Annotated in this window: 24 protein-coding genes, 1 tRNA gene and 1 other RNA gene; 13 read left to right on the top strand and 13 right to left on the bottom strand. The window is 60.7% G+C overall.

Annotated elements, in window-relative coordinates; all coding sequences use genetic code 11:
* Positions 1-30 precede the first annotated feature (30 nt).
* Positions 31-2349 (top strand): hypothetical protein, encoded by a 2319-nt coding sequence (locus tag KX928_RS08330; RefSeq protein ID WP_219500933.1) that lies wholly within the window; start codon positions 31-33, stop codon positions 2347-2349.
* Between the two features lie 86 nt (positions 2350-2435).
* On the opposite strand, the gene hppD is transcribed toward KX928_RS08330, so the two are convergent.
* Positions 2436-3530 (bottom strand): 4-hydroxyphenylpyruvate dioxygenase, encoded by a 1095-nt coding sequence (hppD, locus tag KX928_RS08325; RefSeq protein WP_219500931.1) that lies wholly within the window; start codon positions 3528-3530, stop codon positions 2436-2438.
* A gap of 161 nt (positions 3531-3691) precedes the next feature.
* Here hppD and KX928_RS08320 point away from each other — a divergent pair, with 161 nt between their 5' ends.
* Both KX928_RS08320 and KX928_RS08315 read left to right on the top strand, forming a co-directional pair.
* On the top strand, positions 3692-4147 hold the full coding sequence (locus KX928_RS08320) for an Lrp/AsnC family transcriptional regulator (RefSeq protein WP_219502074.1): 456 nt from the start codon (positions 3692-3694) through the stop codon (positions 4145-4147).
* Positions 4148-4172: 25 nt separating this feature from the next.
* Positions 4173-6047 carry a monovalent cation:proton antiporter-2 (CPA2) family protein gene (locus KX928_RS08315; RefSeq protein ID WP_219500929.1) on the top strand — a complete coding sequence of 625 codons (1875 nt, stop codon included), beginning with the start codon at positions 4173-4175 and terminating at the stop codon, positions 6045-6047.
* A 57-nt stretch (positions 6048-6104) separates the two neighbouring features.
* Here the strand turns inward: KX928_RS08315 and cobT are convergent, their stop codons facing one another.
* A complete protein-coding gene (gene cobT / locus KX928_RS08310; protein ID WP_219500927.1) occupies positions 6105-7118 on the bottom strand; it encodes a nicotinate-nucleotide--dimethylbenzimidazole phosphoribosyltransferase in 1014 nt (337 codons plus the stop codon).
* A gap of 83 nt (positions 7119-7201) precedes the next feature.
* On the opposite strand from cobT, the gene KX928_RS08305 reads away from it, so the two are divergent.
* Positions 7202-7963, top strand: a complete 762-nt coding sequence (locus tag KX928_RS08305; protein ID WP_219500926.1) for an adenosylcobinamide-GDP ribazoletransferase — start codon at positions 7202-7204, stop codon at positions 7961-7963.
* 51 nt (positions 7964-8014) lie between these two features.
* Here the strand turns inward: KX928_RS08305 and KX928_RS08300 are convergent, their stop codons facing one another.
* The 5 genes from KX928_RS08300 to KX928_RS08280 all read right to left on the bottom strand — a co-directional run bounded on the left by KX928_RS08300 (position 8015) and on the right by KX928_RS08280 (position 12999).
* Positions 8015-8527 (bottom strand): CarD family transcriptional regulator, encoded by a 513-nt coding sequence (locus KX928_RS08300; RefSeq protein WP_195820682.1) that lies wholly within the window; start codon positions 8525-8527, stop codon positions 8015-8017.
* A gap of 293 nt (positions 8528-8820) precedes the next feature.
* A complete protein-coding gene (fdxA, locus tag KX928_RS08295; RefSeq protein WP_219500924.1) occupies positions 8821-9159 on the bottom strand; it encodes a ferredoxin FdxA in 339 nt (112 codons plus the stop codon).
* Between the two features lie 51 nt (positions 9160-9210).
* Positions 9211-9588, bottom strand: a complete 378-nt coding sequence (locus KX928_RS08290) for an RNA-binding S4 domain-containing protein (protein ID WP_219500922.1) — start codon at positions 9586-9588, stop codon at positions 9211-9213.
* Complete coding sequence (locus KX928_RS08285; RefSeq protein WP_308342268.1) at positions 9589-12414, bottom strand: helicase-related protein; 2826 nt, start codon at positions 12412-12414, stop codon at positions 9589-9591.
* Positions 12415-12441: 27 nt separating this feature from the next.
* Positions 12442-12999, bottom strand: coding sequence for a tetratricopeptide repeat protein (locus KX928_RS08280; protein ID WP_219500920.1), 558 nt, complete (start codon positions 12997-12999; stop codon positions 12442-12444).
* A gap of 74 nt (positions 13000-13073) precedes the next feature.
* Between KX928_RS08280 and KX928_RS08275 the strand changes: the two genes are divergently transcribed.
* From KX928_RS08275 to KX928_RS08250, 6 genes are all read left to right on the top strand, one after another.
* Entirely contained in the window at positions 13074-13364 is a 291-nt protein-coding gene (locus KX928_RS08275; protein WP_219500918.1) for an SCP2 sterol-binding domain-containing protein, read from the top strand.
* The gene (locus KX928_RS08270) at positions 13364-14311 is read left to right on the top strand and encodes an alpha/beta fold hydrolase (RefSeq protein WP_219500912.1); all 948 of its coding nucleotides are present in this window, start codon (positions 13364-13366) and stop codon (positions 14309-14311) included. Before KX928_RS08275 ends, KX928_RS08270 begins: the two co-directional genes overlap by 1 nt.
* Before the next feature lie 39 nt (positions 14312-14350).
* A complete protein-coding gene (locus KX928_RS08265) occupies positions 14351-15364 on the top strand; it encodes a ligase-associated DNA damage response exonuclease (protein ID WP_219500906.1) in 1014 nt (337 codons plus the stop codon).
* The gene (locus KX928_RS08260; protein ID WP_219500904.1) at positions 15361-16959 is read left to right on the top strand and encodes an ATP-dependent DNA ligase; all 1599 of its coding nucleotides are present in this window, start codon (positions 15361-15363) and stop codon (positions 16957-16959) included. The genes KX928_RS08265 and KX928_RS08260 overlap by 4 nt, the downstream gene beginning before the upstream one ends.
* Positions 16952-17836, top strand: a complete 885-nt coding sequence (locus KX928_RS08255) for an amidohydrolase family protein (protein WP_219500902.1) — start codon at positions 16952-16954, stop codon at positions 17834-17836. The genes KX928_RS08260 and KX928_RS08255 overlap by 8 nt, the downstream gene beginning before the upstream one ends.
* 69 nt (positions 17837-17905) lie before the next feature.
* Positions 17906-19726 (top strand): M3 family oligoendopeptidase, encoded by a 1821-nt coding sequence (locus KX928_RS08250; protein WP_219500900.1) that lies wholly within the window; start codon positions 17906-17908, stop codon positions 19724-19726.
* A gap of 8 nt (positions 19727-19734) precedes the next feature.
* Here KX928_RS08250 and KX928_RS08245 read toward each other — a convergent pair whose 3' ends face one another.
* The 3 genes from KX928_RS08245 to KX928_RS08235 all read right to left on the bottom strand — a co-directional run bounded on the left by KX928_RS08245 (position 19735) and on the right by KX928_RS08235 (position 23343).
* Positions 19735-21036, bottom strand: a complete 1302-nt coding sequence (locus tag KX928_RS08245) for a methyltransferase family protein (protein WP_219500898.1) — start codon at positions 21034-21036, stop codon at positions 19735-19737.
* A gap of 199 nt (positions 21037-21235) precedes the next feature.
* A complete protein-coding gene (rpoH, locus tag KX928_RS08240; RefSeq protein ID WP_219500896.1) occupies positions 21236-22132 on the bottom strand; it encodes an RNA polymerase sigma factor RpoH in 897 nt (298 codons plus the stop codon).
* A 176-nt stretch (positions 22133-22308) separates the two neighbouring features.
* Entirely contained in the window at positions 22309-23343 is a 1035-nt protein-coding gene (locus KX928_RS08235; protein WP_219500894.1) for an RluA family pseudouridine synthase, read from the bottom strand.
* A gap of 13 nt (positions 23344-23356) precedes the next feature.
* Between KX928_RS08235 and KX928_RS08230 the strand changes: the two genes are divergently transcribed.
* Entirely contained in the window at positions 23357-23650 is a 294-nt protein-coding gene (locus KX928_RS08230; RefSeq protein WP_257883634.1) for a DUF6476 family protein, read from the top strand.
* A 28-nt stretch (positions 23651-23678) separates the two neighbouring features.
* Here the strand turns inward: KX928_RS08230 and KX928_RS08225 are convergent.
* Both KX928_RS08225 and KX928_RS08220 read right to left on the bottom strand, forming a co-directional pair.
* Positions 23679-23755, bottom strand: a tRNA-His gene (locus KX928_RS08225).
* A gap of 43 nt (positions 23756-23798) precedes the next feature.
* Positions 23799-24299 carry a GNAT family N-acetyltransferase gene (locus tag KX928_RS08220; RefSeq protein ID WP_373274793.1) on the bottom strand — a complete coding sequence of 167 codons (501 nt, stop codon included), beginning with the start codon at positions 24297-24299 and terminating at the stop codon, positions 23799-23801.
* Positions 24300-24361: 62 nt separating this feature from the next.
* Between KX928_RS08220 and KX928_RS08215 the strand changes: the two genes are divergently transcribed.
* Positions 24362-24559, top strand: coding sequence for a DUF6324 family protein (locus tag KX928_RS08215; protein ID WP_219500890.1), 198 nt, complete (start codon positions 24362-24364; stop codon positions 24557-24559).
* On the opposite strand, the gene KX928_RS08210 is transcribed toward KX928_RS08215, so the two are convergent.
* Positions 24556-25014, bottom strand: coding sequence for an MmcB family DNA repair protein (locus KX928_RS08210; RefSeq protein WP_219500888.1), 459 nt, complete (start codon positions 25012-25014; stop codon positions 24556-24558). The two genes, KX928_RS08215 and KX928_RS08210, sit on opposite strands and share 4 nt — an antisense overlap.
* Before the next feature lie 105 nt (positions 25015-25119).
* Here KX928_RS08210 and ssrS point away from each other — a divergent pair.
* Positions 25120-25274: non-coding RNA, 6S RNA (gene ssrS, locus KX928_RS08205), on the top strand.
* Positions 25275-25298: the final 24 nt, after the last annotated feature.

Genomic DNA, 25298 nt, shown 5'->3' with positions numbered 1-25298 from the left:
AAGTTCACAAGGGACTGTTAAACCCTACGCATGAAACCAAACTTTGCGCTTTCTCTGTCCGTTGAAGGTGTTCGCCTGCTGCTCCGTGCCGCAGGGGGGTGGCGGCTGGTCGGCGAAGTTATGCCGGGCGATCCGGGCCTTGCCGGTGAACTGGCCGTGCTGCGCAAGACCGCCACGGCGCTGGCTCCCGACGGGCTGCGCTGCAAATTGGTTATTCCCAACGAACAGATACGCTACCTCAGCATCGACACGCCGGGCATGGACACGCTTGCGCGGCGGGATGCCGCGCGCGCCGCCCTGGATGGCGCGACACCCTATCCGGTCGATGAACTGGCCTTCGACATCTCCGAAGATGGCGACAGAACCCATATTGCGGCTGTTGCATATGAAACGCTTGACGAAGCCGAGGCCTTTGCCGAAGAACATCGGTTCCACCCGGTCAGCTTTGTTGCGATTCCGGGTGACAACACCTACCTCGGCGAACCATTCTTCGGCCCGTCGAAGGCGGCGAGAACGTTGCTTGGCCCGGGCCAGAGTGTTGAGCCCGATGGCGTGGCAATCGTGATGATCGGCGAGGCCGAGCGGCCCGATATATCGCTTGCCGAGCGGGATGCCGGCATTCCCAAGGCCCCGGTCGCAATAGCCGAAACCCAGCCAGCGCCGACCGTCAAAACCGCCCCCGCCGATGATGCTTCCGAACGTGACCGCCTCGGCGATGCGCTGGCGAGCTTTCGCAGAAGCGAGCAGCCCATACCCGAGATTGCGGACCCAGAGGTCCCGCCGCGCGACGTAATCTCGCAGACCGCGGCCTTCAGCAGTCGCCGTAAACCACGACGCGCGGCGTCGGAAACCACCTTTCCGCAAGCAGCGGCACCCGAACCGGTGCAGGGCTTTGCCGAACCGGCCGTGCCGACGCTGGTCGCACCGAAACCGCGCTCTGTCCGTGTGCCGCCGGTCTCTGTTCCGCGCCCCAGCAAAGGCCCGAAGGTCGACGCCGAGCGGCTGACGGTCTTTGGCGCACGCGAGGCCAAAACCCGCCAGGGTGCCCCGTGGTATGTAGCTTTCGCGCTGACGGTTGCGCTTCTTGTCGTGCTGGCGGGTATTGCCGCGTGGGCTTCCGGCTTCGTGCAGGACGGGCTGGCCGGTTTCTTTGACAGCAAGGGCAAGGCCAGCATTGAAACTCAGGCCGTACAGGTATCACCGCCGTTACTGGAGCCTGCGCCCCCCGGAGATGACAGCCCTGAACTGGCTTCTCTTGATCCCAACCTCTCCGACGAGGATGCGGCGGTGCTGGACGCGCTGCGCACCCCACTGATTGACGACGATACCGAGGCAGCGTCCATCGCGACAGACGAGGACCACCGCGCCAGCTACGCGGTAACGGGGATCTGGCCGCACGCGCCCGAGGTGCCGCAGCCGCCGGCCCTCGTGGATATCGAAGATCTATACGTGACCAGCATCGATCCGATCGAGCCTGCGTTTGACGCCGTGGCCCTGCCACCGGCATCCGGTTTCGAAGGTGACATCACGCTCGAAGACCCCGGAACGCCTGCCGCCGCGGGAACAGTATTTGCGCTTGATCAGCGCGGGCTTGTGACCGCCAGCCCCGAGGGGACAATCAGCCCTGACGGCATCAAGATATTTGCAGGCGCTCCGCCCGCCCGCCCCGCAACCTTTCCACAGCGCGACACGCCCGCTGCCCTGCTCAGCCCCGTGCAAACGGAGCTGGCGGCCTTTCGCCCGCGCCCACGCCCCGGCGATCTCAAAGAAACGACGGAGCGGGCGACACTGGATGGGTTAACGCGATTGGAATTGGCGCAGTACCGCCCGCCGGTCCGGCCGGTCTCCGCCGTTGAAACGGCAACGGCCGCGGCGGCAGCAAGTCTTGTACCACTCGAAGATGCCTCAGCCGCCCCGGCCGCGCAGGAAACACCGACCGTTCAGGCCAGTGACAGCCGTCTGGCGCTGGCGGCGTCCTTGCGACCCGGCGCACGCCCAAGCAATTTCAACCAGATCGTGGCGCGCGCGCAGAAAACCGCGGCCAGCGCTGCGTCCGTCGGCGCGGCCAGCATCGCCCCCCGCACGGTCACACCGAAGATACCCACAAGCGCATCCGTCGCGCGGGAAGCAACCGTGCGCAACGCAATCAACCTGCGCAAGGTGAACCTGATTGGCGTTTACGGCACCCCGTCTGACCGCCGGGCGCTCGTGCGCCTCTCCAATGGCCGCTACAAGAAGGTGCAGGTCGGCGACCGCATAGATGGCGGGCGCATCTCCGCCATCGGTGACAGCGAATTGCGATACCAAAAGAGCGGCCGCAACCTCGTGTTGAAGATGCCGAAAGGGTAACCTGCCCGGGCTTCGCCGGTGGCCCGCAACCTCACGACGTCAGATCACAGCCCTGTGCCCCGGCGATTGAGAGAGGTGAGCCGCCGTTATTCAGCGGCCAGTTCACCGTTGTCGATCTGCTCTTGCTCAATGCTCTCGAACAATGCCTTGAAGTTGCCCTCGCCGAAGCCGTCGTCGCCCTTGCGCTGAATGAATTCGAAAAAGATCGGCCCGATAACCGTCTTCGAAAAAATCTGCAACAGGATCTTGGTTTCCCCGCCATCCACGACACCTTCGCCGTCGATCAGAATGCCGTGCTTTTTCATCCGGTCGATGGGTTCTTCATGGCCGCTCACCCGGTCACGGCTCATGGCGTAGTAAGTCTCGGGCGGGCCCGGCATGAATTTGAGGCCCCGCGCGGCGATCTCGTCTGTACTGTCGTAGATGTTGCTCGATCCAACGGCGATGTGCTGAATGCCCTCACCTTTGTATTTCTTCAGATAGGCGACAATCTGGCCGGTTTCACCCCGATCCTCGTTGATCGGAATGCGAATGCGGCCGCAGGGCGATGTCAGGGCACGGCTCAGCAGGCCGGTGAATTTCCCTTCGATGTCGAAAAACCGGATTTCCTTGAAGTTGAACAGGTCGCCGTAGAACTTAAACCACTTATCCATGTTGCCCTTGTGAACGTTGTGGGTCAGGTGATCGAGGTAGTAAAATCCGACACCCGCGGGCTTGGACTGTTCGATCCAGTCGAACTCGGTGTTATAGGGGCTCGTGTCGTAATACTGATCCACGAAGTACAGCAGCGACCCGCCGATCCCGACAATCGCGGGAACATCGAGCGCCTTGCCCGCGCCCTCGTAGGGTGTGGCCCCCTTCGACACTGCGTGATCGAAGGCATGCTGCGCATCGACGACACGCCACCCCATGGACGGTGCACAGGGGCCGTGTTCTTCAACAAAGCGCGCGGCAAAACTGTCCGGGTCCGCATTCAGCACATACGTAATGTCACCCTGCTGCCACAGCTCGATTTTCTTGGACTTGTGGTTTGCCACATGCGCATACCCCATCCGCGCAAACAGATCGCGCAGCTCCTGAGGGTCCGGATGTGCAAATTCAACGAATTCGAAACCGTCCGTACCGGCAGGGTTCTCTGCCGTGATAGTGGATTTGGGTGCGTCATGCGGGAAAGGACCCATGCTGGTGCTCCTTGAAAAACGGGTGAGTCGCGCCAATCTGCGCAAGTTACAGGCAGGATAGCGCCAAACATGCGCGTTTTCCGCGCATTGTGACTGTCTACCCTAGCTGTTTGCGCAAAAATCACGCATAGTTTTGATGAATTCCGAAAAAGGTACGCATGATGCTGGACACCATGGACACACGGTTGTTGGCCGCGCTCCAGAAAAACGCGCATCTGACGGCACAGCAACTGGGCGAAATGCTCAACCTGTCGCCCAGTCAGGCGGGCCGCAGGCGCCAGAGACTGGAAACCGAAGGCTACATCCAGGCCTATGTCGCCCGGCTCGATCCCGCGCGTCTTGGCCTGCATGTACAGGGCTTTGTCCAGGTTCACCTCGGCACCCACGGGCCCGATCATTCCAAGAGCTTCGCGCGGCTCGTAAACGCCCGTCAGGAGATCACCAGCGCATGGACAATGACCGGCGATGCGGACTATCTATTACGGGTGTACTGCGCTGACTTGCCGGCATTAAATGCATTGATTCACGACGTATTGCTGCCCCATCCCGCTGTGGCCCGTGTGCACAGCCAGATCGTGATGGACCAACTCAAAACCGACGGGCCCCTGCCCACCTGACGCCCCCGAAGGAGACCGCGCCCCCATGGAAAGCTTCCTTTTCCAAGCTTCGATTTACCTGGCTGCTGCTGTGATCGCGGTACCGATTGCCGCGCGCCTCGGGCTGGGATCGGTGCTGGGCTACCTCGCGGCTGGCATCATCATCGGCCCTGTCCTGGGTCTCGTCGGCGCGGAAACCGAGGACCTGCAGCATTTTGCGGAATTCGGCGTGGTGATGATGCTGTTCCTGATCGGCCTCGAACTGGAGCCCCGCGCCCTGTGGGACATGCGTCACCGGCTGATCGGCCTCGGCGGCTTGCAGATCACGCTCAGCACGCTGGCGATCATGGGCATCGCCATGGCCTACCACCAGCCCTGGGGCGTGGCGCTGGCCATCGGCCTGACCCTGTCGCTGAGTTCCACTGCGATCGTTCTGCAGACCCTGTCGGAAAAGGGCCTGATGCAGACAAGCGGCGGGCGGTCGGTGTTTTCGGTTCTTCTGACACAGGACATCGCGGTCATCCCGATCCTCGCATTCTTGCCGCTGCTGGTGGCGACCGTGCCGATGCAGATGTCCGATGACGGCTCCATCCTGCGGGCGGGTGAAGAAGCACATGGCAAGGCCCATCACAGCCTGTCACTGGTAGAGGGCCTGCCGGGCTGGGGGGTCACACTGGTTACCATCGCCGCCATTGCCGCCGTGGTGCTGGCCGGTGTTTTCCTGACCCGGCCGTTGTTTCGCTACATCCATTCCGCCCGCCTACGCGAGATGTACACAGCACTTGCACTGCTGATCGTCGTTGGCATTTCCTTCCTGATGACACTGGTTGGCCTGTCTCCGGCCCTCGGCGCTTTTCTCGCGGGCGTGGTTCTGGCCAGCTCCGAATTCCGCCACGAGCTGGAAACCGACCTCGAACCTTTCAAAGGCCTGTTGCTCGGCTTGTTTTTCATCACTGTGGGCGCCGGCATCAATTTTGTCCTGCTCTTTGAGAACTGGCCGGCGATTATTGCGATGGCGTTGCTGGTGATCATCGTCAAGGGGCTGATCCTTTACATCCTCGGGCGCGCCTTCAAACTCAAACGCAAGGACCAGTGGCTTTTTGCGCTTGCCCTCGCGCAGGCCGGTGAGTTCGGATTTGTGCTGGTCTCCTTCTCCGTTGTGCAGGGGGTCATCCCGGTGGATGTTGCAGAGACGCTGCTGCTGGTGATTTCCATGACAATGCTGATCACGCCCTTGCTGTTCATTCTCTATGACACCCTGTCGAAACGCGCCAAGGACACGCAGGAACCGCAGCCCGAAGATGAGATCGACATCGAAGGCCCGATAATCATTGCCGGCATCGGCCGCTTCGGTCAGATCGTGAACCGGCTGGTGCAGGCAAACGGTTTCAATACGGTTGTGCTCGACCATGATATGGAGACGATCGCGGTGATGCGACGGTTCGGCTTCAAGGGATTTCTCGGTGACCCGACACGTCCCGATATCCTGCGCGCCGCCGGGTTGGATTCGGCACGGGTTCTGGTCGTTGCGCTCGATGACAAGGAAGCTGCAATCAAACTGGTTCAATACGCCCGCAAACTGCGCCCGGATCTGCACATCGTGGCGCGGGCGCGGGACAGAACCCATGTCTACCGCCTGTATCAGGCAGGTGCCGATGACATCGTGCGCGAACTCTTCGACAGCTCATTGCGGGCGGGCCGCTACGTGCTGGAGAACATGGGCCTCAGCGAATACGAGGCGGCCGAGGCCGAAAGGATCTTCTACCACCACGACCGCCATTCCGTTCAGGAATTGGCTCAACTGTGGGATCCTGCCGTGCCCGCAAGCCAGAACCCCGCTTATCTGGAACGCGCGAAAGAGCTGCAAAAAGAGTTGGAAACGGCCTTCCTGAGCCGCGACAGCGAACAGAAGCGCGCCTGACGCTGAGGGGCCGCAAGCCCGCGCTAAAGGGGCTAAAGGGCTTGCGGCACTCACTGTTCAGCTGTCGGAAACGCCTGCTTCGGCAAAGGTCGCCATCCCGCTGAGGCAGGCCACAGCCGCCTTGAGAACCCCCAGGGACAACGCCCCGCCGGAGGCCTCGCCCAACCGCAGCCCCAATGACAAAAGAGGCTTCTTGTCCAGCGCCTGCAACATGCGCACATGGGCGCCTTCGGCACTCAGGTGCCCGGCGACACAGTGATCCAATGCGCCCCCGGTGGTTTTTTCAAGACACGCCGCCGCCGCACAGCAGATAAATCCATCGAGCAGGACCGGAATACGCAGGGTGCGCGCCCGGGCAATCGCCCCGGCCATCCCTGCCAGTTCACGCCCGCCCAGTCGCCGCAGCGTTTCAAGACCATCACCCTGCGCCCCGTGCAGGGCGACACCTTCGGCGACCACCCGTGTTTTATTGACCAGTCCGGCATCATCCACACCGGTACCGCGCCCGGTCCAGTCTTCTGCGTCACCGCCGAATAATGCCGTCGCAAGCGCTGCTGCCGGTGTCGTGTTCCCGATGCCCATCTCTCCGGTCACCAGCACGTCGGCGCTCTCGTCGACCGCGTTCCAGCCAACCAAAAGCGCTTCGGTCAGCTCCGCCGCGCTCATTGCCGGCCCTTGGGTGAAATCAGCGGTCGGCTGATCAAGCGACAGGGCGTGAACGTCGAGACGCGCGCCGAAGGTCGCCGCCAGCTGGTTGATCGCCGCGCCGCCATGTTCGAAATTCAAGACCATCTGTTCCGTTACTTCGGGCGGAAAGGCAGACACACCCTGTGCAGCGACCCCGTGGTTGCCGGCAAAAACGATGACTTGCGGCTGTTTGATCTCCGGCCGATCCACCCCGCGCCATCCCGCGTACCAGATGGCAAGATCCTCAAGCCGCCCGAGGGCAGCCGGTGGCTTGGTCAACTGACCGTTTCGCGCGGTCGCGGCAGACACCGCGTCAGCATCCTGGCCGGGCTGCGCGGATAATATGGAACGAAACCCATCCAGATCGGAAAAAGCCGCTGTCATTTTAGTCACCTCAGTTGCAACATGTCCTGCATCTCATTACGCAATGCAGACGGACCGGCAAGACGCGAAAAGGCCCCTTTGTCATGAAAACCGACAGATTGCCGATTTGGCTGATGGACGTGCTGCTGGCAGGCACGCTTTTGTCTCGCCTGCCACTACCGAGGGTGCCGGAAGACTCCTTTGCCCGCATGGCCAAGGCTGTCTGGGCCTATCCGATCGTGGGGACGGTTCTGGCCGTCATCGCGGGGTCTTTTGCACTGCTGCTGCTTGGACTTGGGGTGCCCGCCCCATTTGCGGCAGGTGGCCTGCTTGCCGCGCTCATGCTGCTGACCGGGGCCATGCACGAAGACGGGCTGGCAGATTCCGCCGACGGTTTCTGGGGCGGCTACGAAGCCGCGCGGCGTCTGGAGATCATGAAGGACAGTCATCTCGGCACCTACGGATTGCTGGCGCTGCTGATGGTGACCGGTCTGCGCTGGAGCGCTTATGCGCTGCTCTTGCCGCTGGGTCTGGCGCCGGTGATCGCCGCCGCCTCGCTGTCGCGGGGCGTGATGCCCGGCGTGATGGCGACCCTTCCGCATGCGCGCGAGACCGGGTTATCGCGCAGTGTCGGCAGACCGGAGACAACCACAGCCATCTGGGGCCTCGGCCTGTCGCTGGCGATAGCCGGGATTTGCGTCGGCGCGGTGGCGGTGCTGTGCCTGATCGTGGCGCTGGGTGTCGCTCTTGCCCTTGGCGCGCTTGCAAAGGCTAAAATCGCCGGACAAACCGGTGATGTGCTGGGGACCACGCAACAGCTGTCCGAGGTTGCAATTCTCGCCGTACTGCTGGTGCATCTGACGTGAAAAAACCGCGCCCGGTCAGGCGCGGTTTCAAAATCCAGGAAAAGAACGGGCTCAGGCTGCGACGCGGCTTTCCAGAACGTCCCCAACCTGCTTGGCCGCAGCCAGTTCGTCACCGCCGCTCACGGCCGCGACTTCGCGGGTCAGACGCTCCAGGGCGGCTTCGTAAAGCTGCCGCTCGGAATAGCTCTGCTCGCGCTGGTCATCGGTGCGGTGCAGGTCGCGCACCACCTCGGCGATGGCGATCAGATCGCCCGAGTTGATCTTTTGCTCATACTCCTGCGCCCGGCGCGACCACATGGCCCGTTTGACCTTGGCCTTGCCTTTCAGCGTCTTCATCGCATGGGTGATCACGTCCGGCGAGCTCAGCGCGCGCATCCCGATCTCTGTCGCCTTATGCGTCGGCACCCGCAGCGTCATCTTGTCCTTCTCGAAGGAAATGACGAAGAGTTCCAGGGAAATTCCAGCCACTTCCTGTTCTTCGATCGACAGGATCTGACCCACGCCATGTGCGGGGTAGACAACGAATTCGTTGGGGCGGAAATCAAGTTTCTTCGATTTGGTCATTCAGTGTTCCTTAGAAAACGGCGTTGCCAGGTCTGAAATCCGACAGTCAAAATCACACTGAGCGGAGACCGTTAGGCCACGCGTCCAAGTGTGAACATGCCGATTTTCCAGTGCCCGCCTCCGATAAGAGTGACAGGCGATTGCGTCGTCCGTTATTACTTTGCAACAGGAATATAACACAAAAAGCTGCTGCAAAAAAGCTGCCGCAACGTAACGTCAGAAAAATCTGCGCGAAATGAGCTGTTTACCCGTATGCGATTGCCATTTTTCCGGCTCGAATCGGGATTTTGGCCTCACCCGCCCTCGCCGGGTGCTTCGGAGAAGTATTTCTCCAGTTTGCCGGTTTCGCCGTCGCGCTCATCCGCATCGGGCAACGGGTCTTTCTTGGTGATGATCACCGGCCACATCTCGGAGTATTTGCGGTTGAACTCCACCCATTTTTCCATGTCCGGCTCGGTGTCCGGACGGATTGCATCAGCGGGGCATTCGGGCTCGCAGACGCCGCAGTCGATGCACTCGTCCGGGTGAATAACCAGCATGTTCTCGCCCTCGTAAAAGCAATCCACCGGGCACACTTCGACGCAGTCGGTGTATTTGCAGGCAATGCAGCTGTCATTCACGATGTAGGTCATCGGACCCTCTTTTCGGCTTGTGTCAGAGGGTAGCTAAATCAGCGGGTCCGATCATTCAAGAGAGCGCGCCTTAGAAAGATCAAGGATGCGACGATCACGCTTGGTTGGGCGACCTTTTCCCTCGAAGGCGGGGTTTACCGGTTCGGATTTCCTCGGTTTGGGGTCAGCAGGGGACAAATCCGTGTAAAGCGCCTGCGCTTCGGATGCCGGCCCCCGTCGCTGGCCAATTGCCTCGATCCGGATCACGCGCACCTGATCGCCCTGCGCGAAGGTCAGAACGTCCTCAGGGCCGACCATCTGGCTGCGCTTTTCCGTGCGGTCCCCATTCACCCGCACATCCCCCGCAGCGACGCGGGTCGCGGCAAGCGACCGGGTTTTGAAAAACCGCGCGTGCCACAACCATTTGTCCAGACGGAGTTTCTCGGCCAACTACTTGGTGTCCTTAAGCCCCATGAGGGCCGCGGCAAACGGGTTATCCGGGTCGATTTTCTTTTCCGGTTTCGGTGGCCGGGCAGAGAATTTCTGGGGGCCCTGCCCCTTGTTGCCACGCGGACCGCCGCGCTTGCCTTTGCCGCCCGGCTTGCCCTTGCCCTTACCTTGCGGGCGGTCATCGCCGGACCGTCGATTTGTTGCGCCCGCGTTGCGGGCCGGACGCCCCCAGGTGAACGTATAAAATACCTCCATCTCCGGTGTTGCGTCGGCGGCATCGGCCGCATCGGCGGCACCTTCCGTTGTCGGTTCCGTTTCGCTCGCGGGTGCAGCCGGTGCCTCAGCCTTCGGCGTATCGGTCGCCACCGCGGTGGTCCCATGGACAGGCGCGGCAGGCGCATCCTCGGCAGGAGCGTCTGTGTCGGGCTTGGCGTCCTGAGATGCGGCCTTGATCTTGACCCTCTCGGCTTTTTCGGCCTTGTAGCCCAGCCCCTGCATCAGGTCCGCGAATTGCTCCAGCGTCATGCCGGTAATGGACAGCATGTCGGCCGTCGCCTCGAAACCCGCACGCGAATTCTCTGCGCGCAGCATGTCGGCCAGACGCTCCAGCATATCGATCCGGATCGCCCGCTCACCCGCGATGCGGTAGCCGGACATGGTGTCGGCACCGGTCGGCGCGGAGGTATCGGCCGGAATGGTGACCAGACCGGGCGGCGGGGATTCCGGGAAGTTCTGCACGCCCTGCGCCAGGGACCAAAGCACAAGCCGCAACCGTGTCGGCGCGGGCTTCAGCAGCAGCGGCATGAAAATCGTGAACTGACCGAAGCGAATGCCATGTTTGCGCAACGCGCCACGCGCATCCTGATCCAGCGCCTTGACATCGTCCGCCACGCTGGCACGCGGCAGAACGCCAAGGCCCTCCACCATCTGGAACGCAAAACCGCGTGCCAGACCTTCGAGCGTTTCGTCACGGCTGAGGTTGAGCAGCGGCTCGAAAAGGGCCGCGACCTTGCGGTCAATGAAGTGCTGCAACCGGCGTTGAACTTTCTGGGCGACCTCGGGGCCGGCCACGTCATCCACGAAAACCTCGACCTGCGGCTTCAGTGCGTCGGCCCCGGCGACAAGCTTGCCAACCGCGTCCTTGCCCCACATCAGGCCGCCCTGTTCGGTGAAATCAATCTCCGTGTCCGGCGCGTTGTAAAAACGATCCGCCCGCAGGTGGAATTGCGGCGCGAGCGCCTGAAGCGCCGCCGTCTTGATCGTCTTCGTCTCAGCGTCCCCGGTGCCCCTGTCCTGCGAGAACCGGAAACCTTCCAGCCGCCCCACAAATTCGCCTTCGACGGTTACTTCGCCGGTATTCGATACTTCTGCCACCATGGCTTCCTTCTGGCCGAGCCGGCGCAAAAGCACGGATGTGCGCCGGTCTACGAATCTTTGCGTCAGACACTCGTGCAGCGCGTCCGACAATCGGTCTTCTACAGAACGCGCTTGGCCGCGCCAATGACATTCGTCAATCGTCCAGCCTTTGCGCTGCGCGACATACGTCCATGTGCGGATAAACGCCAGTCTCTTGGATAACGCATCAATGTCCCCATCGGTTCGATCAATTCTTTTGATTTGTTGCGCCAGCCAGTCATCCGGGATTTTCCCCAGTTCGTGCAGGTAGTTGAAAATCGTCTCCAGCAGGTCGGCATGTTCGGCATGGCTGATGCCCCGGAAATCCGGGATGCGGCATACGTCCCACAGCAGTTTGACCGATGGTCCGTCGGTGCAGCGGGCAACAACCTCTGCCACCTGACCCAACGCTTTCAGCGCACCCAGATCGTCGGCTTCGCGGGCACGGGTCAGCATTTCGTGCCCGGGCATTACCTCCAGCGTGGCGATCAGCCGGTCGATGGAGCCGAATTGCAGCGCATGGTTACGCCAGTTCAGCTTTTTCAGCGGCGTGAAACGATGATCCATGATCGCCTGTGCAACACCGTCCTCCAAGGCAGGGGCGTCGCCGGTGACCCCGAAGGTACCGTCCTTCATCCCGCGCCCGGCGCGGCCCGCGATCTGCGCCAGCTCATTAGGCGCCAAAGGCCGCATGCGCCGCCCGTCGAACTTGGTGAGGCTGGAAAACGCAACATGGTCGACGTCGAGGTTGAGACCCATGCCAATCGCGTCAGTCGCAACCAGAAAATCAACGTCACCGTTCTGGTACATCTCGACCTGTGCATTGCGGGTGCGCGGCGACAAGGCCCCCATGACCACAGCCGCGCCGCCTTTCTGACGACGGATCAGTTCGGCGATCGCATAGACATTCTCGACCGAGAACCCGACGATCGCCGAGCGGGGCCGCATCCGGCTTATTTTCTTGGGCCCGAGGTATGTCAACGTCGACATCCGCTCGCGTTGAATGAACTGCGCCTGGGGGACCAGTTCGCGAATGGTGCCGCGCATCGTGTCGGCCCCCAGAAACAGCGTTTCGTGCAGCCCGCGGGCACGCAGCAGCCTGTCCGTGAACACATGGCCGCGTTCGGGATCGGCACAAAGCTGAATTTCATCGACGGCAAGAAAGTCGCACCCCATGCCCTGCGGCATCGCCTCGACCGTGCAGACCCAATACTGCGTGCGTGGCGGAACGATCCGCTCTTCACCGGTCACCAGCGCCACCACTGATGGGCCGCGCGCGGCAACGATACGGTCGTAAACCTCCCGCGCCAGCAACCGCAGCGGCAAGCCGATGATTCCGGTCCGGTGACCAAGCATGCGTTCGACGGCATAGGTGGTTTTGCCTGTGTTGGTGGGGCCCAGTACGGCCACCACCCGGGTGTCACCTGTCACGGCGATGTCCTTGCTTTTCAGATGCTGTCAGAGGGTGCGACCGATGCCGCTGCGTTTCAGCTGCTCCATCGCCGTTTTCGCGTTCTCGTGATGCGGATGCAAGGCCAGAACACGACCGAAGGCTTCTGCAGCGCGTTCCAGATCGCCGAACTCCTGAAACATCACACCCAGCCCGAAAATAGCATTGTAGTTATGCGGGTTCAGCGCCAATGCGCGTTCCAGATCATCCAGCGCCGGACCGTAAAGGCCGGCCTGGTAGAAGGCGGTCGCGCGCGCGTGCCAGCCTTCCGCGAAGTCCGGGGCATGATCGGTCAGCGCGGTCAGGTGATCGATCGCCTTGCCGGTATCCTCCGCCTCCATCGCGTCACGGCCACGCTTCAGCAACAGATCCATCGCGGCCGAGCCGGACCGCGCCCAGATCAGGCTCAACTCCCGGTCCAACCGCGCCGCTTCTGATTCGGGCGCAACACGCAACTGTTCCAGCAGCTGCTGCTCCACGTCATCTGCGTGCAACGGAGCAACAAAAAGTGCAAGGAATGCAAATGCCGTAACGACACGTTTGAGAATGCATGATTTGATAGCCATAACACCTGTGAATGTAACAGGCGTGCCGGGCAATTCCAGTACCCGCAGGCGCCGCAAGACAAAAGGTCCTGATAATGAGCGATATTGTGAACGAAGCTGTAACGGTGCTGAACGAGAAACTGGCGGGAACAGACTTTGGCGGCACGGCGAAATTCGACATCGCGGGCGAAGGCGCGGTGATGATGGACAGTTCCGGCGCACGCGCGGGCGACGAGGCGGCGGATGTCACGTTGAGCGCGGACGCCGAAACGTTCAAATCCATTCTCGACGGCGACACCAATCCGACCAGCGCCTTCATGTCCGGCAAGCTCAGCGTCGATGGCGACATGGGCATGGCGATGCAGCTTGCGTCCGCACTTGCCTGATGGCGCTGTCCCCCGCCCCGTTCCTGAGCGACATCGCTTTTGGTCTTAAGGGCGGGGCAGCGCATTGGGCACAGACGTCCGACGACGTCCGCATACGCATCGGACATTGGACACAACCCGGAGCCAAGGGCACTGTCCTGATCTTTCCCGGGCGCACCGAATTTATCGAAAAATACAGCGGGGTCGCTGGTGCGCTGGCGCAGCGCGGCCTGGCCGCCATGGCCATCGACTGGCGCGGTCAGGGGCTGGCGGACAGGCTGCTCGAAAACCCGCTCATCGGTCATGTAGACCACTTTCCGGATTACCAGAAAGACGTTGACCGCCTGGTGCGCGCAGCCCGTGACCTGAACATGCCACGGCCCTTCTTTCTGCTCGGTCACTCCATGGGGGGCGCGATCGGCCTGCGGGCGGCCATGGAAGGTCTGCCGGTACAAGCGACCGCTTTCACCGGGCCGATGTGGGGCATCTATCTCGCACCGCACTTGCGCCCCGTGGCCTGGATCAGCAGCCAGTTGATGCCGCGTGTCGGTCAGGGCCACCGGTTGCCGCCCGGCACGAAAGTCGAACATCACGTGCTCGTCGACGGTTTCGAGGGAAACCTGCTGACCCGCGACACCACGCAATTTGCGCAGATGAAAACCCAGCTTGAAAAGCATCCCGAACTGGCGCTTGGCGGCCCCAGCTTTGTCTGGCTGCGCGAGGCGCTGACCGAAACCCGGCATCTGGCGGGCCGACCGGCCCCGAACCTGCCTTGTGTGACTTTCTTGGGCACCAACGAACGCATCGTTGATGTCTCGGCGATCCATCGACGGATGGAAGGGTGGAAACGCGGCGCATTGGAGCTTGTCGAAGAGGGCGAACACGAAGTGCTGATGGAAAGCGACGCGGTTGCAGGTCCGCTTTTCGATCGGATGACCGCGCTTTTTCTCAGCGGCGGGCACGGCTAGGGGCTGGGCAATCTGCGGGCGTCCTCTAGATTGAGGCTCATGAACAACAACCCCGCCCTGACTTTCACCGACCGCGGCATCTATTGTGCGGCAGGTGACTTCTATATCGATCCGTGGCGGCCGGTGGATAAGGCCCTGATCACGCACGGGCATGCAGACCATGCCCGCAGCGGTCACCGCTCGTATCTCGCAACCCACGCCGCCCTGCCCGTCATGCGGCACCGGTTGGGTGAGATCACGGCACAGGGCGTGTCCTTTGGCGAAACCCTTGCCATCGGCGGTGCCTTGGTTTCCTTTCACCCGGCTGGACATGTGCCCGGGTCCGCGCAAATACGGGTGGAGGTGGCGGGCGAGGTCTGGGTCGCTTCGGGGGATTACAAAACCGAAAATGACGGGCTGACCGAGGCCTTCGAGCCGCAGCGCTGCCATCACTTCATCACCGAATCCACTTTCGGCCTGCCGGTGTTTCACTGGCAGCCGCAGTCAGCTGTGGCGGCTGATGTCAACAGATGGTGGTCGGCCTGCGCGGCAGCGGGCAAGACGGCCTTTCTCGGCGCGTATGCCTTGGGCAAAGCGCAACGGTTGATGCACATGCTGGACCCGGAAATCGGCCCGATCCTGACCCATGGCGCGGTGGAAGCCACGAATGTCGTTCTGCGCGGACAAGGTATGGATTTACCCGACACCATTCCCGTTACCCCGCAGACCGACCCCAAGGCGTATGCAGGCGCCCTGGTCTTGGCGCCGCCCTCTGCCCTGGGCAGCAAATGGGCGCGCAAATTCGGTCCGCAGGAAAGCGCATTCGCCAGCGGGTGGATGCAGTTGCGCGGCGTCCGGCGAAGGCGTGCGGGTGATCGTGGCTTCGTGATCTCGGACCACGCCGATTGGAACGGCCTGCTGGATACAATCAAACTCACTGAGGCTGAAAACATATATGTAACACATGGTTACACGGATATATTCACGCGTTACCTGAATGAAAACGGTTGGAATGCACAGGTTGTCCCGACGGAATTCGAGGGCGAAACCCTGGACACGGAGGGCATCGAATGAATCGGTTTGCCCGGCTGTTCAACGCCATTGACCAAAGCACGAAGACCAACGTCAAAGTCGCCGCATTGGCCGAGTACTTCCAGACAGCCCGCGATGAGGACCGCATGTGGACGATGGCGCTGTTTTCCGGTCGGCGGCCAAAGCGGGTTGTGACCACGACAAAACTGCGCGAATGGGCGGCGGAAGCGGCCGAGATTCCGCTGTGGCTGTTCGAGGAATGTTATCCCATCGTGGGCGATCTTGCCGAAACGATTGCCCTTGTACTGCCGCCGGCTGATACGTCCAACGATTTGAGTTTATCTCATTGGATCAATGCACTTCGCGATCTTTCTCAAGTTGGAGAAGAGGCGCGGAAGGAGTTTGTGTTAACCGCGTGGTCGCAGCTGGGCGGAACCGAGAGGTTCGTTTTCAACAAGCTGATCACCGGCGGCTTTCGCATGGGTGTGAGCCAAAAACTGATGACGCGGGCGCTGGCACGTGCCACCGGCAAACCGGAGGCCGAGCTTGCGCATCGGCTGATGGGCAACTGGCACCCCGACGACACCACGTGGGAAGCGCTGATCGAGGCGGAAGACGCCTCTGCCGACGCGTCACGGCCCTATCCCTTCTACCTCGCCTATGCCCTTGACGGCAGCCCGGAAAGCCTCGGAGAAACAGCGGCTTGGCGGGCGGAGTGGAAGTGGGATGGCATTCGCGGGCAGCTCATCCTGAGAGATGGCGGGCACTTTGTATGGTCCCGCGGTGAAGAGTTGATGACGGACCGCTTTCCGGAATTGGCGCGCGCGGTGGATTTTCTGCCCCCCGGCACCGTTTTGGATGGCGAACTGCTCGTCTGGCACGCGGCCTCCGACGGCCCTGCCAGCTTCAATGTTCTGCAAAAGCGCATCGGTCGCAAAACCGTGCCGAAAAAATTACTGGCCGAAGCACCGGTTGTCCTGCATGCCTATGACCTTCTGGAGTGGCAGGGAGAAGACATCCGCCAGACCCCCTTTGCCACTCGCCGCAGGTTGCTGGAGCAGGCCTGCCGGACCTTGCCAGCCGATGCGCCGGTCAGATTGTCACCGCAACTGGCTTTTGACGAATGGGAGGACCTGGCGGAACTACGCTCCGTCGCGCGTGACGAGAACGCGGAGGGGCTCATGCTGAAACGCGCCGACAGCCCCTATCTTGTCGGCAGGAAAAAGGGCGACTGGTGGAAATGGAAGCTTGATCCGCTGACCATTGACGCGGTCATGATCTACGCACAGGCCGGGCACGGGCGCCGTGCCAACCTGTTTACTGATTTCACGTTCGCGGTCTGGCACGGCAATGACCTCGTCCCTTTCACCAAGGCCTATTCCGGCCTGACGGATGCGGAATTTCGCGACATCACAAGATGGGTGCGTAAGAATACTCTGCAGCGTTTCGGCCCGGTACGTCAGGTGACACCGCACCACGTTTTCGAGATCGCATTCGAAGGAATTCAGGCCAGCCCGCGCCACAAATCCGGCGTCGCCCTGCGCTTTCCGCGCATGTCACGCTGGCGGCAGGACAAGCCACTTCAGGAAGCCAACACGCTGGATGATTTGAACGATATGCTGAGGATTTATGGATAAGCCGGACGCGCGCATGCCACCCGCGCCGCAAAAGCCCGCCAGACGGGCACCGCAGGGCGCCTGTGACGCCCATGTGCACCTTGTTGCGGGCGCCAATGAGTATCCCTTGTGGCACGGGCGCGCAGAGAACCCGGCCCCCGGCCCTGATCTCGAAGGCTGGCTGGACAAGTTTCGCGCGCAACTGGGCACGCTGGGGTTTGCGCGCGGTATCATTGTGCATTCGATCCTCTATGGCACGGACAACAGCGTGACCGTCGAAGCGGTGCGCCGGATGGGCCATGGGTTCAAAGGCGTGGGTCTGCTGCCGGACGGTGCGAATGACAAACAACTGGACCAGTTTGTTGACTGGAACATGACCGCCGTGCGGCTCAACTACGTGCATGGTGGCGTCCTGAGCTGGGAGGGCGCCAGGGCAATGGCACCGGCGCTCGCCGAGCGCGGGCTGCACATCCAGATGCTCTGTCACGCCGACCAGCATATGGGCGCGCTTGCAGACGATATTCGGGATCTGGCTGTTCCCGTGGTTTTTGACCACATCGGTTGGCCACGCGACGCGCTGACTGCAAAGAGCGCGGGGTTCGAAACACTCTGCGCCCTGCTGTCCGAAGGTAAGGTGTGGGTCAAGCTCTCCGCACTGTACCGGATGTGCGCGGCCCCCTACGGCGATGCCGACCCCCTTGTGGCCGCCCTGATCGCTGCCAATCCGGAACGTTGTCTTTGGGGATCGGACTGGCCGCATCTGATGCTGGCGGATGCACAGATGCCGCAAGCAGCCGATCTGCTGAACGCCTTTGACCGCGTGGTCACCGATGACGCGACGCGGCATCGCATCCTTGTCGACAATCCCGCTGAAATTTTCGGGTTCAGCACCGGATAAGGCACGGGGTCCGGCTTGTTCCCGCTGCACGCCCGCCCTAGGTATAGCCAAACACATATGAGGTCCTTGATGTTTCAGCTCCCCTTCCCGCTTCACGATGCCAATGCCACCGGTGCCGCCGCCCCGCTTGGCGACTTGCCGGAGTGGAACCTTGATGATCTCTATACCGGCGAGGACGCGGCCGAACTGAAGCGCGACCTCGACTGGCTGGAACAGGCCTGCGCCAGTTTCGCCACGGATTACGAGGGTAAACTGGCCGAGCTCGACGCACCCGGATTTCTGGACTGCGTGTTGCGCAACGAAAAGATCAACCAGATTGCCGGCCGCATCATGTCCTTTGCCGGCTTGCGCTACTACCAGCTGACAACCGACGCAGACCGCGCGAAATTCATGTCCGACTTGCAGGAGAAGATCACCAACTTCACCACGCCGCTTGTGTTTTTCACGCTCGAGATCAACAGGCTGGCCGACGACCATCTGGATGGCCTGTATGCGCAGAACGCCGATCTGGCACGGTACAAGCCCGTGTTTGACCGCATCCGCGCGATGAAGCCCTACCAACTGAGCGATGAGCTGGAAAAATTCCTCCATGACCTTGGGGTTGTGGGCGATGCCTGGGAGCGCCTGTTCGATGAGACCATCGCAGGGCTGTCCTTCGAGGTGGATGGCGAGACGCTGAATATCGAAGGCACGCTCAACCTGCTGACCGATCCTGATCGCGAGAAACGTGAGGCCGCAAGCCGCGAGTTGGCGGATGTCTTTGCCGAAAACATCAAAACCTTCGCACGTGTGCACAACACGCAGGCCAAGGAAAAGGAGATCATCGACCGTTGGCGCGGCATGGAAAGCGCGCAACTGGGCCGACACCTCAGCAACCAGGTGGAGCCGGAAGTTGTCGAGGCGCTGCGCGACGCGGTCGTCGCCGCCTACCCCAGGCTCAGCCATCGCTACTACGAGCTGAAACGCAAGTGGCTGGGCCTCGACAGGATGCAGGTCTGGGACCGTAACGCGCCGCTGCCCATGGAAGACACCCGCATCGTGGAGTGGGAGCAGGCCGAGAAGACCGTGATGGAGGCCTATAACGCCTTTGATCCGCGCATGGGCCAGATTGCCGAGCCGTTCTTTCGCAAGGGATGGATCGATGCGGCGGTAAAGCCGGGCAAGGCGCCTGGTGCTTTCGCGCATCCGACAGTCACCAACGTGCACCCCTACGTGATGCTGAACTACCTTGGAAAGCCGCGCGACGTTATGACCCTGGCCCATGAGCTGGGCCACGGGGTGCATCAGGTGCTGGCCGCCGAGCAGGGCGAAATGCTGTCATCGACGCCCCTGACGCTGGCTGAAACCGCGAGCGTGTTCGGTGAGATGCTCACTTTCCGCAAAATGCTCGACAAGGCCAGGGACGATGCGCAGCGCAAGGTGCTTCTGGCGGGCAAGGTCGAGGATATGATCAACACGGTCGTGCGCCAGATCGCGTTTTACGACTTTGAATGCAAGCTTCACGCCGCGCGACGCGGCGGCGAGCTGACACCCGATGACATCAATGCGCTGTGGATGTCCGTTCAGGCGGAAAGCCTCGGGCCTGCCTTCGACTTCATGGACGGGTATGAGACCTTCTGGGCCTATATCCCGCATTTCGTGCATTCGCCCTTTTACGTCTACGCCTATGCCTTCGGCGATGGGCTGGTGAATGCGCTCTACGCGGTCTATACGGAAGGTGACGCGGGCTTTGAAGACAAATACTTCGACATGCTTAAGGCGGGCGGGTCGAAGCACCACAAGGAGCTTCTGGCGCCATTTGGGCTGGATGCATCTGACCCCTCCTTCTGGGACAAGGGCTTGTCGATGATCTCCGTACTTATTGACGAACTGGAAGCGATGGAAAACTAGGTCAGCGCTTACTCAGCCGGGTGGGCCAGCCCACCTGGGTGCTCTGGTTCAAGACCGTTGCGCCCATCCGGGGCTGTGTAAATGAGGTAAGGTACCCACCGCGCCAAGGGTCGAAAGATGCTGCGGCGGTTCATTTCCAACGCGTAGGCCACGTAGTCGGGGTCTTCGGAAAGATGCTTTTCCTCCATCCTGGCGCGTCCGAAATAGACAAGGTTGGTCACAACGAGAGCAAGAGTCGCCGTAATTGCTGTCCAAGCCGTGACGGCAGTGAGAAAGGGCGCAGCCGTTAACCAGAAGAAGGTGCTTTTGGCGACGTAGTCAGGGTGTTTAGACAAGGCATATGGGCCATTTGTTATGATTCCCCGATGGGTCAGATTGGACCAGCGCAGCCCGAAGATCGCAGTCGACCACATCCAGACAAAGAAGGAGGCGATAATGAGGACCAGCCACGGCCAGAAAAGCAGTTGGTAGTCACCGATGACATCGCTCCATGATTGCCCGGTATGCCGGGCGTAAATGCGCCCCGACGTAACCTTGTTGAACGGTTCATAGCAGATCATCGTGACAACCCACGCAGCGAGATACCCGTTTGGCGAGCGAATATGAGCGTCGAAGAGGCGCGCAGTCATGGTATAGCCGACGACCACGATGGTCAGTTCCATGACCACCATGACCTTGGCCAAGTAGGCTACCGCCATCACCGGACCTTCGGTCATCTGCCCAGCACGGGCGCTCAAGCCAGGCATGTTGGCCGCGAGATAGGCGAACATAACTGGCAAAAAGAATCCTTTAATCACCCAGCCCAGTACGAAATTCTTCATCAAAGGCCAGTCGGGATCACGATTGCGTCCTACGATCCACGCACCCATATGCCAATAGCCATCGCGAGGAGACACCATGCGGCGATCCACATGCCAGAAGTACAGAACGATCATCGGAATGACGAAAGGCGCAAGCATAATCATCGCGACCATGGGGTCCATCAATCGGCGCACGGAATAGATGCGAAAGACCGAGTGAATGGCCATTATGGCTGCGATGACCGCGACAAACCCGAGAAGCTTCAGCGCAACGCGCCCCGGATCACCCGCGCGTGGTTTCGACCAATCCAAGCCGGTTGAAGCGCGTTTATGCACTTTCAACACCAGCGTTTCGTAGAGCGCGACGGGAATGACATAACAGAAAACAAGAAACAATGCCGCCGCAACCTTCGTCTCTGAGGGATTCCCAATCTGAATGATTACGCCGGTCGTCAGTGCCAGGACTCCGATGACTGTTGAGACATTGCTCGCGACCGAGGTTGGTTTCATGACCTGCTTTTGCCTTTGTGTTAAGGGCCGACGTTTACGTTTTTGTCGTCGTTCCGCGGATAGACTGTTTCCACAAATCCCAAAGGAAAGCGGCAAAGTTAGGGCATGTGACAGGCAAGATTTTGGAAGGCGATTTCTCTGAGAACAAAAAAACCCGCGCCTTTCGGCACGGGGATTCTCCTTCAGCCATGTATCAAGTTCAGGCGCTGGCGAGCATGCCTTTTTCCTTGGCCAGGTCGCGCATCTTTTTCTGCAGCTTCTCAAAAGCGCGCACCTCGATCTGGCGGATACGTTCGCGGCTCACGTCATATTCCGAGCTTAAGTCTTCCAGCGTCACCGTTTTGTCCGACAGGCGGCGCTGGGTCAGGATATCCTTCTCGCGGTCGTTCAGAACGCTCATCGCCTCGCCCAGAAGTTCGCGCCGCGCCTCCAGCTCGTTGCGCGCCTCGTAGTCCCCGGCCTGGTCGGCGTCCTCGTCTTCCAGCCAGTCCTGCCACTGCATGGCGCCCTCGCCATCGGACCCGACCGTCGCGTTCAGCGACGCATCGCCACCGGACATGCGCCGGTTCATCGAGATCACCTCGTCTTCTGTCACGCCAAGATCTGTCGCAATCCGAGTCACGTTCTCCGGGCGCAGATCGCCTTCTTCCAACGCGCCGATGCGGTTTTTGGCCTTGCGCAGGTTAAAGAAAAGCTTCTTCTGTCCGGAGGTCGTGCCTAGTTTCACGAGGCTCCAGCTGCGCAGGATATACTCCTGAATCGACGCTCTGATCCACCACATCGCATAGGTGGCAAGGCGGAAACCCTTTTCCGGATCAAACCGCTTTACCGCCTGCATCAGGCCGACGTTTGCCTCGGAAATGACCTCAGCCTGTGGCAAGCCGTATCCGCGGTACCCCATCGCGATCTTCGCCGCCAGACGCAGGTGCGATGTCACCATTTTATGAGCAGCTTCAGTATCTTGCTCCTCAACCCAGCGTTTTGCCAGCATGTACTCCTCTTCCGGCTCCAGCAACGGAAATTTCCGGATTTCCTGCATGTAGCGGTTCAGTCCGCCTTCCGGTGTCGGGGCCGGTAGATTTGCATAATTAGCCATGAGCGCCTCCCAATGTTTAAGGGCTTAACATGAATATGGGGTCTAAACTGATCGGTTCAAGTCAGCAAAGCCAGAATTGTTAACAGAACCACTACAATCTTTGGATTAATGAAATACTGACACAAAGCGCCAGTGTTAACACCTCACATGTCAGTGCGTTCACGCAGGCTTGCTGTTTATGTCAGACCGGAACGCAATACCGTGAGCAACTGCGCCATATCGTCAGGCAAAGGCGCCTCAAAACGCATCTTTTCGCCCGTGACCGGATGATCAAACCCCAACACCGCCGCATGCAGTGCCTGTCGCGCAAAGGCCTTAATTGCGTCGCCTGCGGCCTCAGGCAGGGCTGCACGTGCCAGCGTGCGCCTGCCGCCGTAAGTCGGATCGCCGACCAACCCGTGACCGGCATGCGCCAGATGGACCCTGATCTGGTGGGTGCGACCCGTCTCCAGCCAGCATTCCATCAGCGCCAGCGCCGGCGGCGTGCCAAAACGCTCGATCGTGCGGGCCCGTGTGACCGCGTGCCGCCCGCCATCGAATAATACTGCCTGCCGCTGGCGATCGGTCCGGTGACGCGCCAGTTGCGTGGTGATCTTGAGAATATTACCCGGCTCGAAACTGGTGCCTCTCACCCCCCGGAGCCGCGGGTCGTTCGCGTCCGGCACGCCGTAAACTAACGCCTGATAATAGCGCTCGACCGAATGCGCCTCGAACTGGGCCGCGAGGCCGTGATGCGCGGCATCCGACTTCGCAACAACCAAGAGACCGGAGGTTTCCTTGTCGATCCGGTGCACGATACCGGGGCGTTTCATCCCCCCGACACCCGACAAATCATCGCCGCAATGTGCCAACAGGGCATTCACTAGTGTACCCGTGGGCGTTCCTGGTGCCGGATGCACCACCATGCCGGCCAGCTTGTTCACAACGATGAGGTGTGCGTCCTCAAACACGATGTCCAAAGGGATGGGTTCCGGCAGGATGTGGCTTTCGCGTGCCTCTTCCACCTCGATTGTCACATCCGCCCCCGCTGCGACTTTCGCCTTGGGGTCGGTGACCGTTGTTCCGTCCACGGTCACGGCGCCGCTTTCAATCAACCGGCCCAGACGGGTGCGTGACAGAGCAGCCGCCACTGGCACATCGCGGGCAAGCGCCTTATCAAGGCGCTGCGGCGGTGTAGCGTCGATGAAGAACTGTATCTGGCGGAGCGGCATGGAAAATCCCGATATGAGACCCGAAGAAGAAGTGGCAGAGCCCGCGAACCTGCGGTTTCTGCGGCGGCTGGTGACGGTGCTGACAGCAACGATGATCGGCGGTCTTCTATTGATCATTGCGCTGATTGTCACCCGCTTCAATGACGCGCCCCCCGACTTACCCGCCGAGATTGCCCTGCCAGGTGGTGCCAAGGCGATTTCTTTCACCCAGGGGCCGGGCTGGTTTGCCGTGGTCACCGATGCGGATGAGATCCTAATCTACGACCGCATCACCGGGCAGTTGCGCCAAAGCATTACAATCAACTAGCGCGCTGTGATGTCGGCGTTGCGTGGGGTGGTACCACCTCCTGGGCTCGAACCAGGGACCTCCTGATCCACAATCAGGCGCTCTAACCTACTGAGCTAAGGCGGCACTGGCTTGGATTTATCCGTCCGGTATGCAGATTGCAAGAGGCTTAAAAGCGATAGATCCAGCTCTGTTCCACCAGATCCTGTCCAAAGGAATGAACCGGTTTGCTGCTGACCATCTGCCAGCCGGCTGATCTGTAAAGGCCGCATGCCGCGGCGTGACTTTCGTGGGTCCAGAGCTGCATATCCGTGTAACCATTGCCTTTTGCAAAATCCATGCAGGTCCTCAGCAACTGCTTTCCCAAACCCCTACCACGCGCTTGCGGAACCAGAAGAAACAACCGCAGCTTCGCCGTTGTCTCTGTCAGCTTCACGCAAAAAATCGACCCAAGCCTGTGCCCGTCTTCTTCGGCGATCCACCCGGCCTCGCGGGCAGGGTCGTGGCCTGACAGGAAAGCGTCCAGAATCTCTGCGACAAGCGCTCCGAAGCTGTCGTCAAACCCCTCGCCTTGCGCATATAGCGTCCCGTGCTGATCGACCAGCCAGTCGCGGTCACCGGACGTAAAGTTGCGTATCTTAACCTGTTCCATTGCCGCAGAAGACCGCATGCCAGCTTGCGTTTCAAGCCCGTGCACGCTAGCGATGCATCCACTTCACTCAGGAGACCACAATGGGCATCGACACTGAACGCGACATTGAAGCAAATCTGCAGATCGGCCCCACCGACAAGGGTATGGTGCGCATTTACGTCGAAGCGGACGGCGTTGAAATTCCAATGGATTTCGCACCTGACGATGCCGATGAAATTGCCGAGGAGATTGCTGCGGCCGCCAACCGTGCCCGTGCAATGAAGCCGGCCCGGCGTTAACCCCAGTCCGCGCCCGCCTCCGGGTCGCGCAAGAAAAGCAGGCGGCGTGCCGCGGTGATCGCCAGCTTTTGCACCATGGATTTGCGCCGCGCGGCAGCAAGCTTGTCTTCCGGCCCCATGCGAATGATTTCCGCCCCATAGGCATCGCCGATCATCAGGCCGGTTTCCTCCGGCAGCAGATCAGTCGGGAAATGCTCATCGACCGCCCAGAAAAACCGGTCACACCATTCCAGATACCCCTGCCACTTGTGATCGGACTGATAGTCGGCGCGGCTTGATTTGCACTCAACGATCCAGATTTCACCTTTTGGCCCAAGCGCCATCAGGTCGACACGCAGGCCGCGCGAGGGGATCAACTCCTCAACACTCACAAACCCGTAGCTGGTGAGCAGCCGCGCCGCACCACGCGCGAGAAGCTGCCCGGGTTGAAAAGTCACGAGGTCATCATGCACCATGCCGCAAATATGAACATATCAAGAACATCTGACAAGGGTAATCACGCAGGTGATGCAGTTTGCCCCTTGTCCGCGCGGCCTAGTGAGCCTAAGTGCTTGAGCTGATGGGTGCTGCTCTGCGCGTGACTGGTTACATTCCAGTGGCCTTAAGCAAATCCGAGGGAGCTGGCTCTGTCCTGGCCCTGGCCTGGTTACCTGGCGCCCACCTGTATATACAGGTCCTCGGGAATAAATACCAAAACGGCTGTAGCGGGCCCATCACTTTGAACCCGCTTTTCCACAAG

Origin of the sequence: Roseobacter insulae (assembly GCF_019375555.1) — a bacterium.
In the GTDB taxonomy this organism is placed as follows: domain Bacteria; phylum Pseudomonadota; class Alphaproteobacteria; order Rhodobacterales; family Rhodobacteraceae; genus Roseobacter; species Roseobacter insulae.
The sequence above is the reverse complement of the archived record's forward strand: the minus strand, read 5'-3'. Positions and strand labels throughout refer to the sequence as shown.

Bases quoted from the DNA above. Each gene is read 5' to 3' on its own strand.
- KX928_RS08270 (WP_219500912.1), top strand. From the start codon at position 13,364: ATGGCGCTGTCCCCCGCCCCGTTCCTGAGCGACATCGCTTTTGGTCTT.
- KX928_RS08280 (WP_219500920.1), bottom strand. From the start codon at position 12,999: ATGGCTATCAAATCATGCATTCTCAAACGTGTCGTTACGGCATTTGCA.
- KX928_RS08245 (WP_219500898.1), bottom strand. From the start codon at position 21,036: ATGAAACCAACCTCGGTCGCGAGCAATGTCTCAACAGTCATCGGAGTC.
- KX928_RS08330 (WP_219500933.1), top strand. From the start codon at position 31: ATGAAACCAAACTTTGCGCTTTCTCTGTCCGTTGAAGGTGTTCGCCTG.
- hppD (WP_219500931.1), bottom strand. From the start codon at position 3,530: ATGGGTCCTTTCCCGCATGACGCACCCAAATCCACTATCACGGCAGAG.
- fdxA (WP_219500924.1), bottom strand. From the start codon at position 9,159: ATGACCTACATCGTGAATGACAGCTGCATTGCCTGCAAATACACCGAC.
- KX928_RS08210 (WP_219500888.1), bottom strand. From the start codon at position 25,014: ATGGTGCATGATGACCTCGTGACTTTTCAACCCGGGCAGCTTCTCGCG.
- KX928_RS08320 (WP_219502074.1), top strand. From the start codon at position 3,692: ATGCTGGACACCATGGACACACGGTTGTTGGCCGCGCTCCAGAAAAAC.
- rpoH (WP_219500896.1), bottom strand. From the start codon at position 22,132: ATGGCTAATTATGCAAATCTACCGGCCCCGACACCGGAAGGCGGACTG.
- KX928_RS08220 (WP_373274793.1), bottom strand. From the start codon at position 24,299: ATGCGGTCTTCTGCGGCAATGGAACAGGTTAAGATACGCAACTTTACG.
- KX928_RS08215 (WP_219500890.1), top strand. From the start codon at position 24,362: ATGGGCATCGACACTGAACGCGACATTGAAGCAAATCTGCAGATCGGC.
- KX928_RS08235 (WP_219500894.1), bottom strand. From the start codon at position 23,343: ATGCCGCTCCGCCAGATACAGTTCTTCATCGACGCTACACCGCCGCAG.
- KX928_RS08300 (WP_195820682.1), bottom strand. From the start codon at position 8,527: ATGACCAAATCGAAGAAACTTGATTTCCGCCCCAACGAATTCGTTGTC.
- KX928_RS08250 (WP_219500900.1), top strand. From the start codon at position 17,906: ATGTTTCAGCTCCCCTTCCCGCTTCACGATGCCAATGCCACCGGTGCC.
- KX928_RS08260 (WP_219500904.1), top strand. From the start codon at position 15,361: ATGAATCGGTTTGCCCGGCTGTTCAACGCCATTGACCAAAGCACGAAG.
- KX928_RS08230 (WP_257883634.1), top strand. From the start codon at position 23,357: ATGAGACCCGAAGAAGAAGTGGCAGAGCCCGCGAACCTGCGGTTTCTG.
- KX928_RS08265 (WP_219500906.1), top strand. From the start codon at position 14,351: ATGAACAACAACCCCGCCCTGACTTTCACCGACCGCGGCATCTATTGT.
- KX928_RS08275 (WP_219500918.1), top strand. From the start codon at position 13,074: ATGAGCGATATTGTGAACGAAGCTGTAACGGTGCTGAACGAGAAACTG.
- KX928_RS08305 (WP_219500926.1), top strand. From the start codon at position 7,202: ATGAAAACCGACAGATTGCCGATTTGGCTGATGGACGTGCTGCTGGCA.
- KX928_RS08315 (WP_219500929.1), top strand. From the start codon at position 4,173: ATGGAAAGCTTCCTTTTCCAAGCTTCGATTTACCTGGCTGCTGCTGTG.
- KX928_RS08255 (WP_219500902.1), top strand. From the start codon at position 16,952: ATGGATAAGCCGGACGCGCGCATGCCACCCGCGCCGCAAAAGCCCGCC.
- cobT (WP_219500927.1), bottom strand. From the start codon at position 7,118: ATGACAGCGGCTTTTTCCGATCTGGATGGGTTTCGTTCCATATTATCC.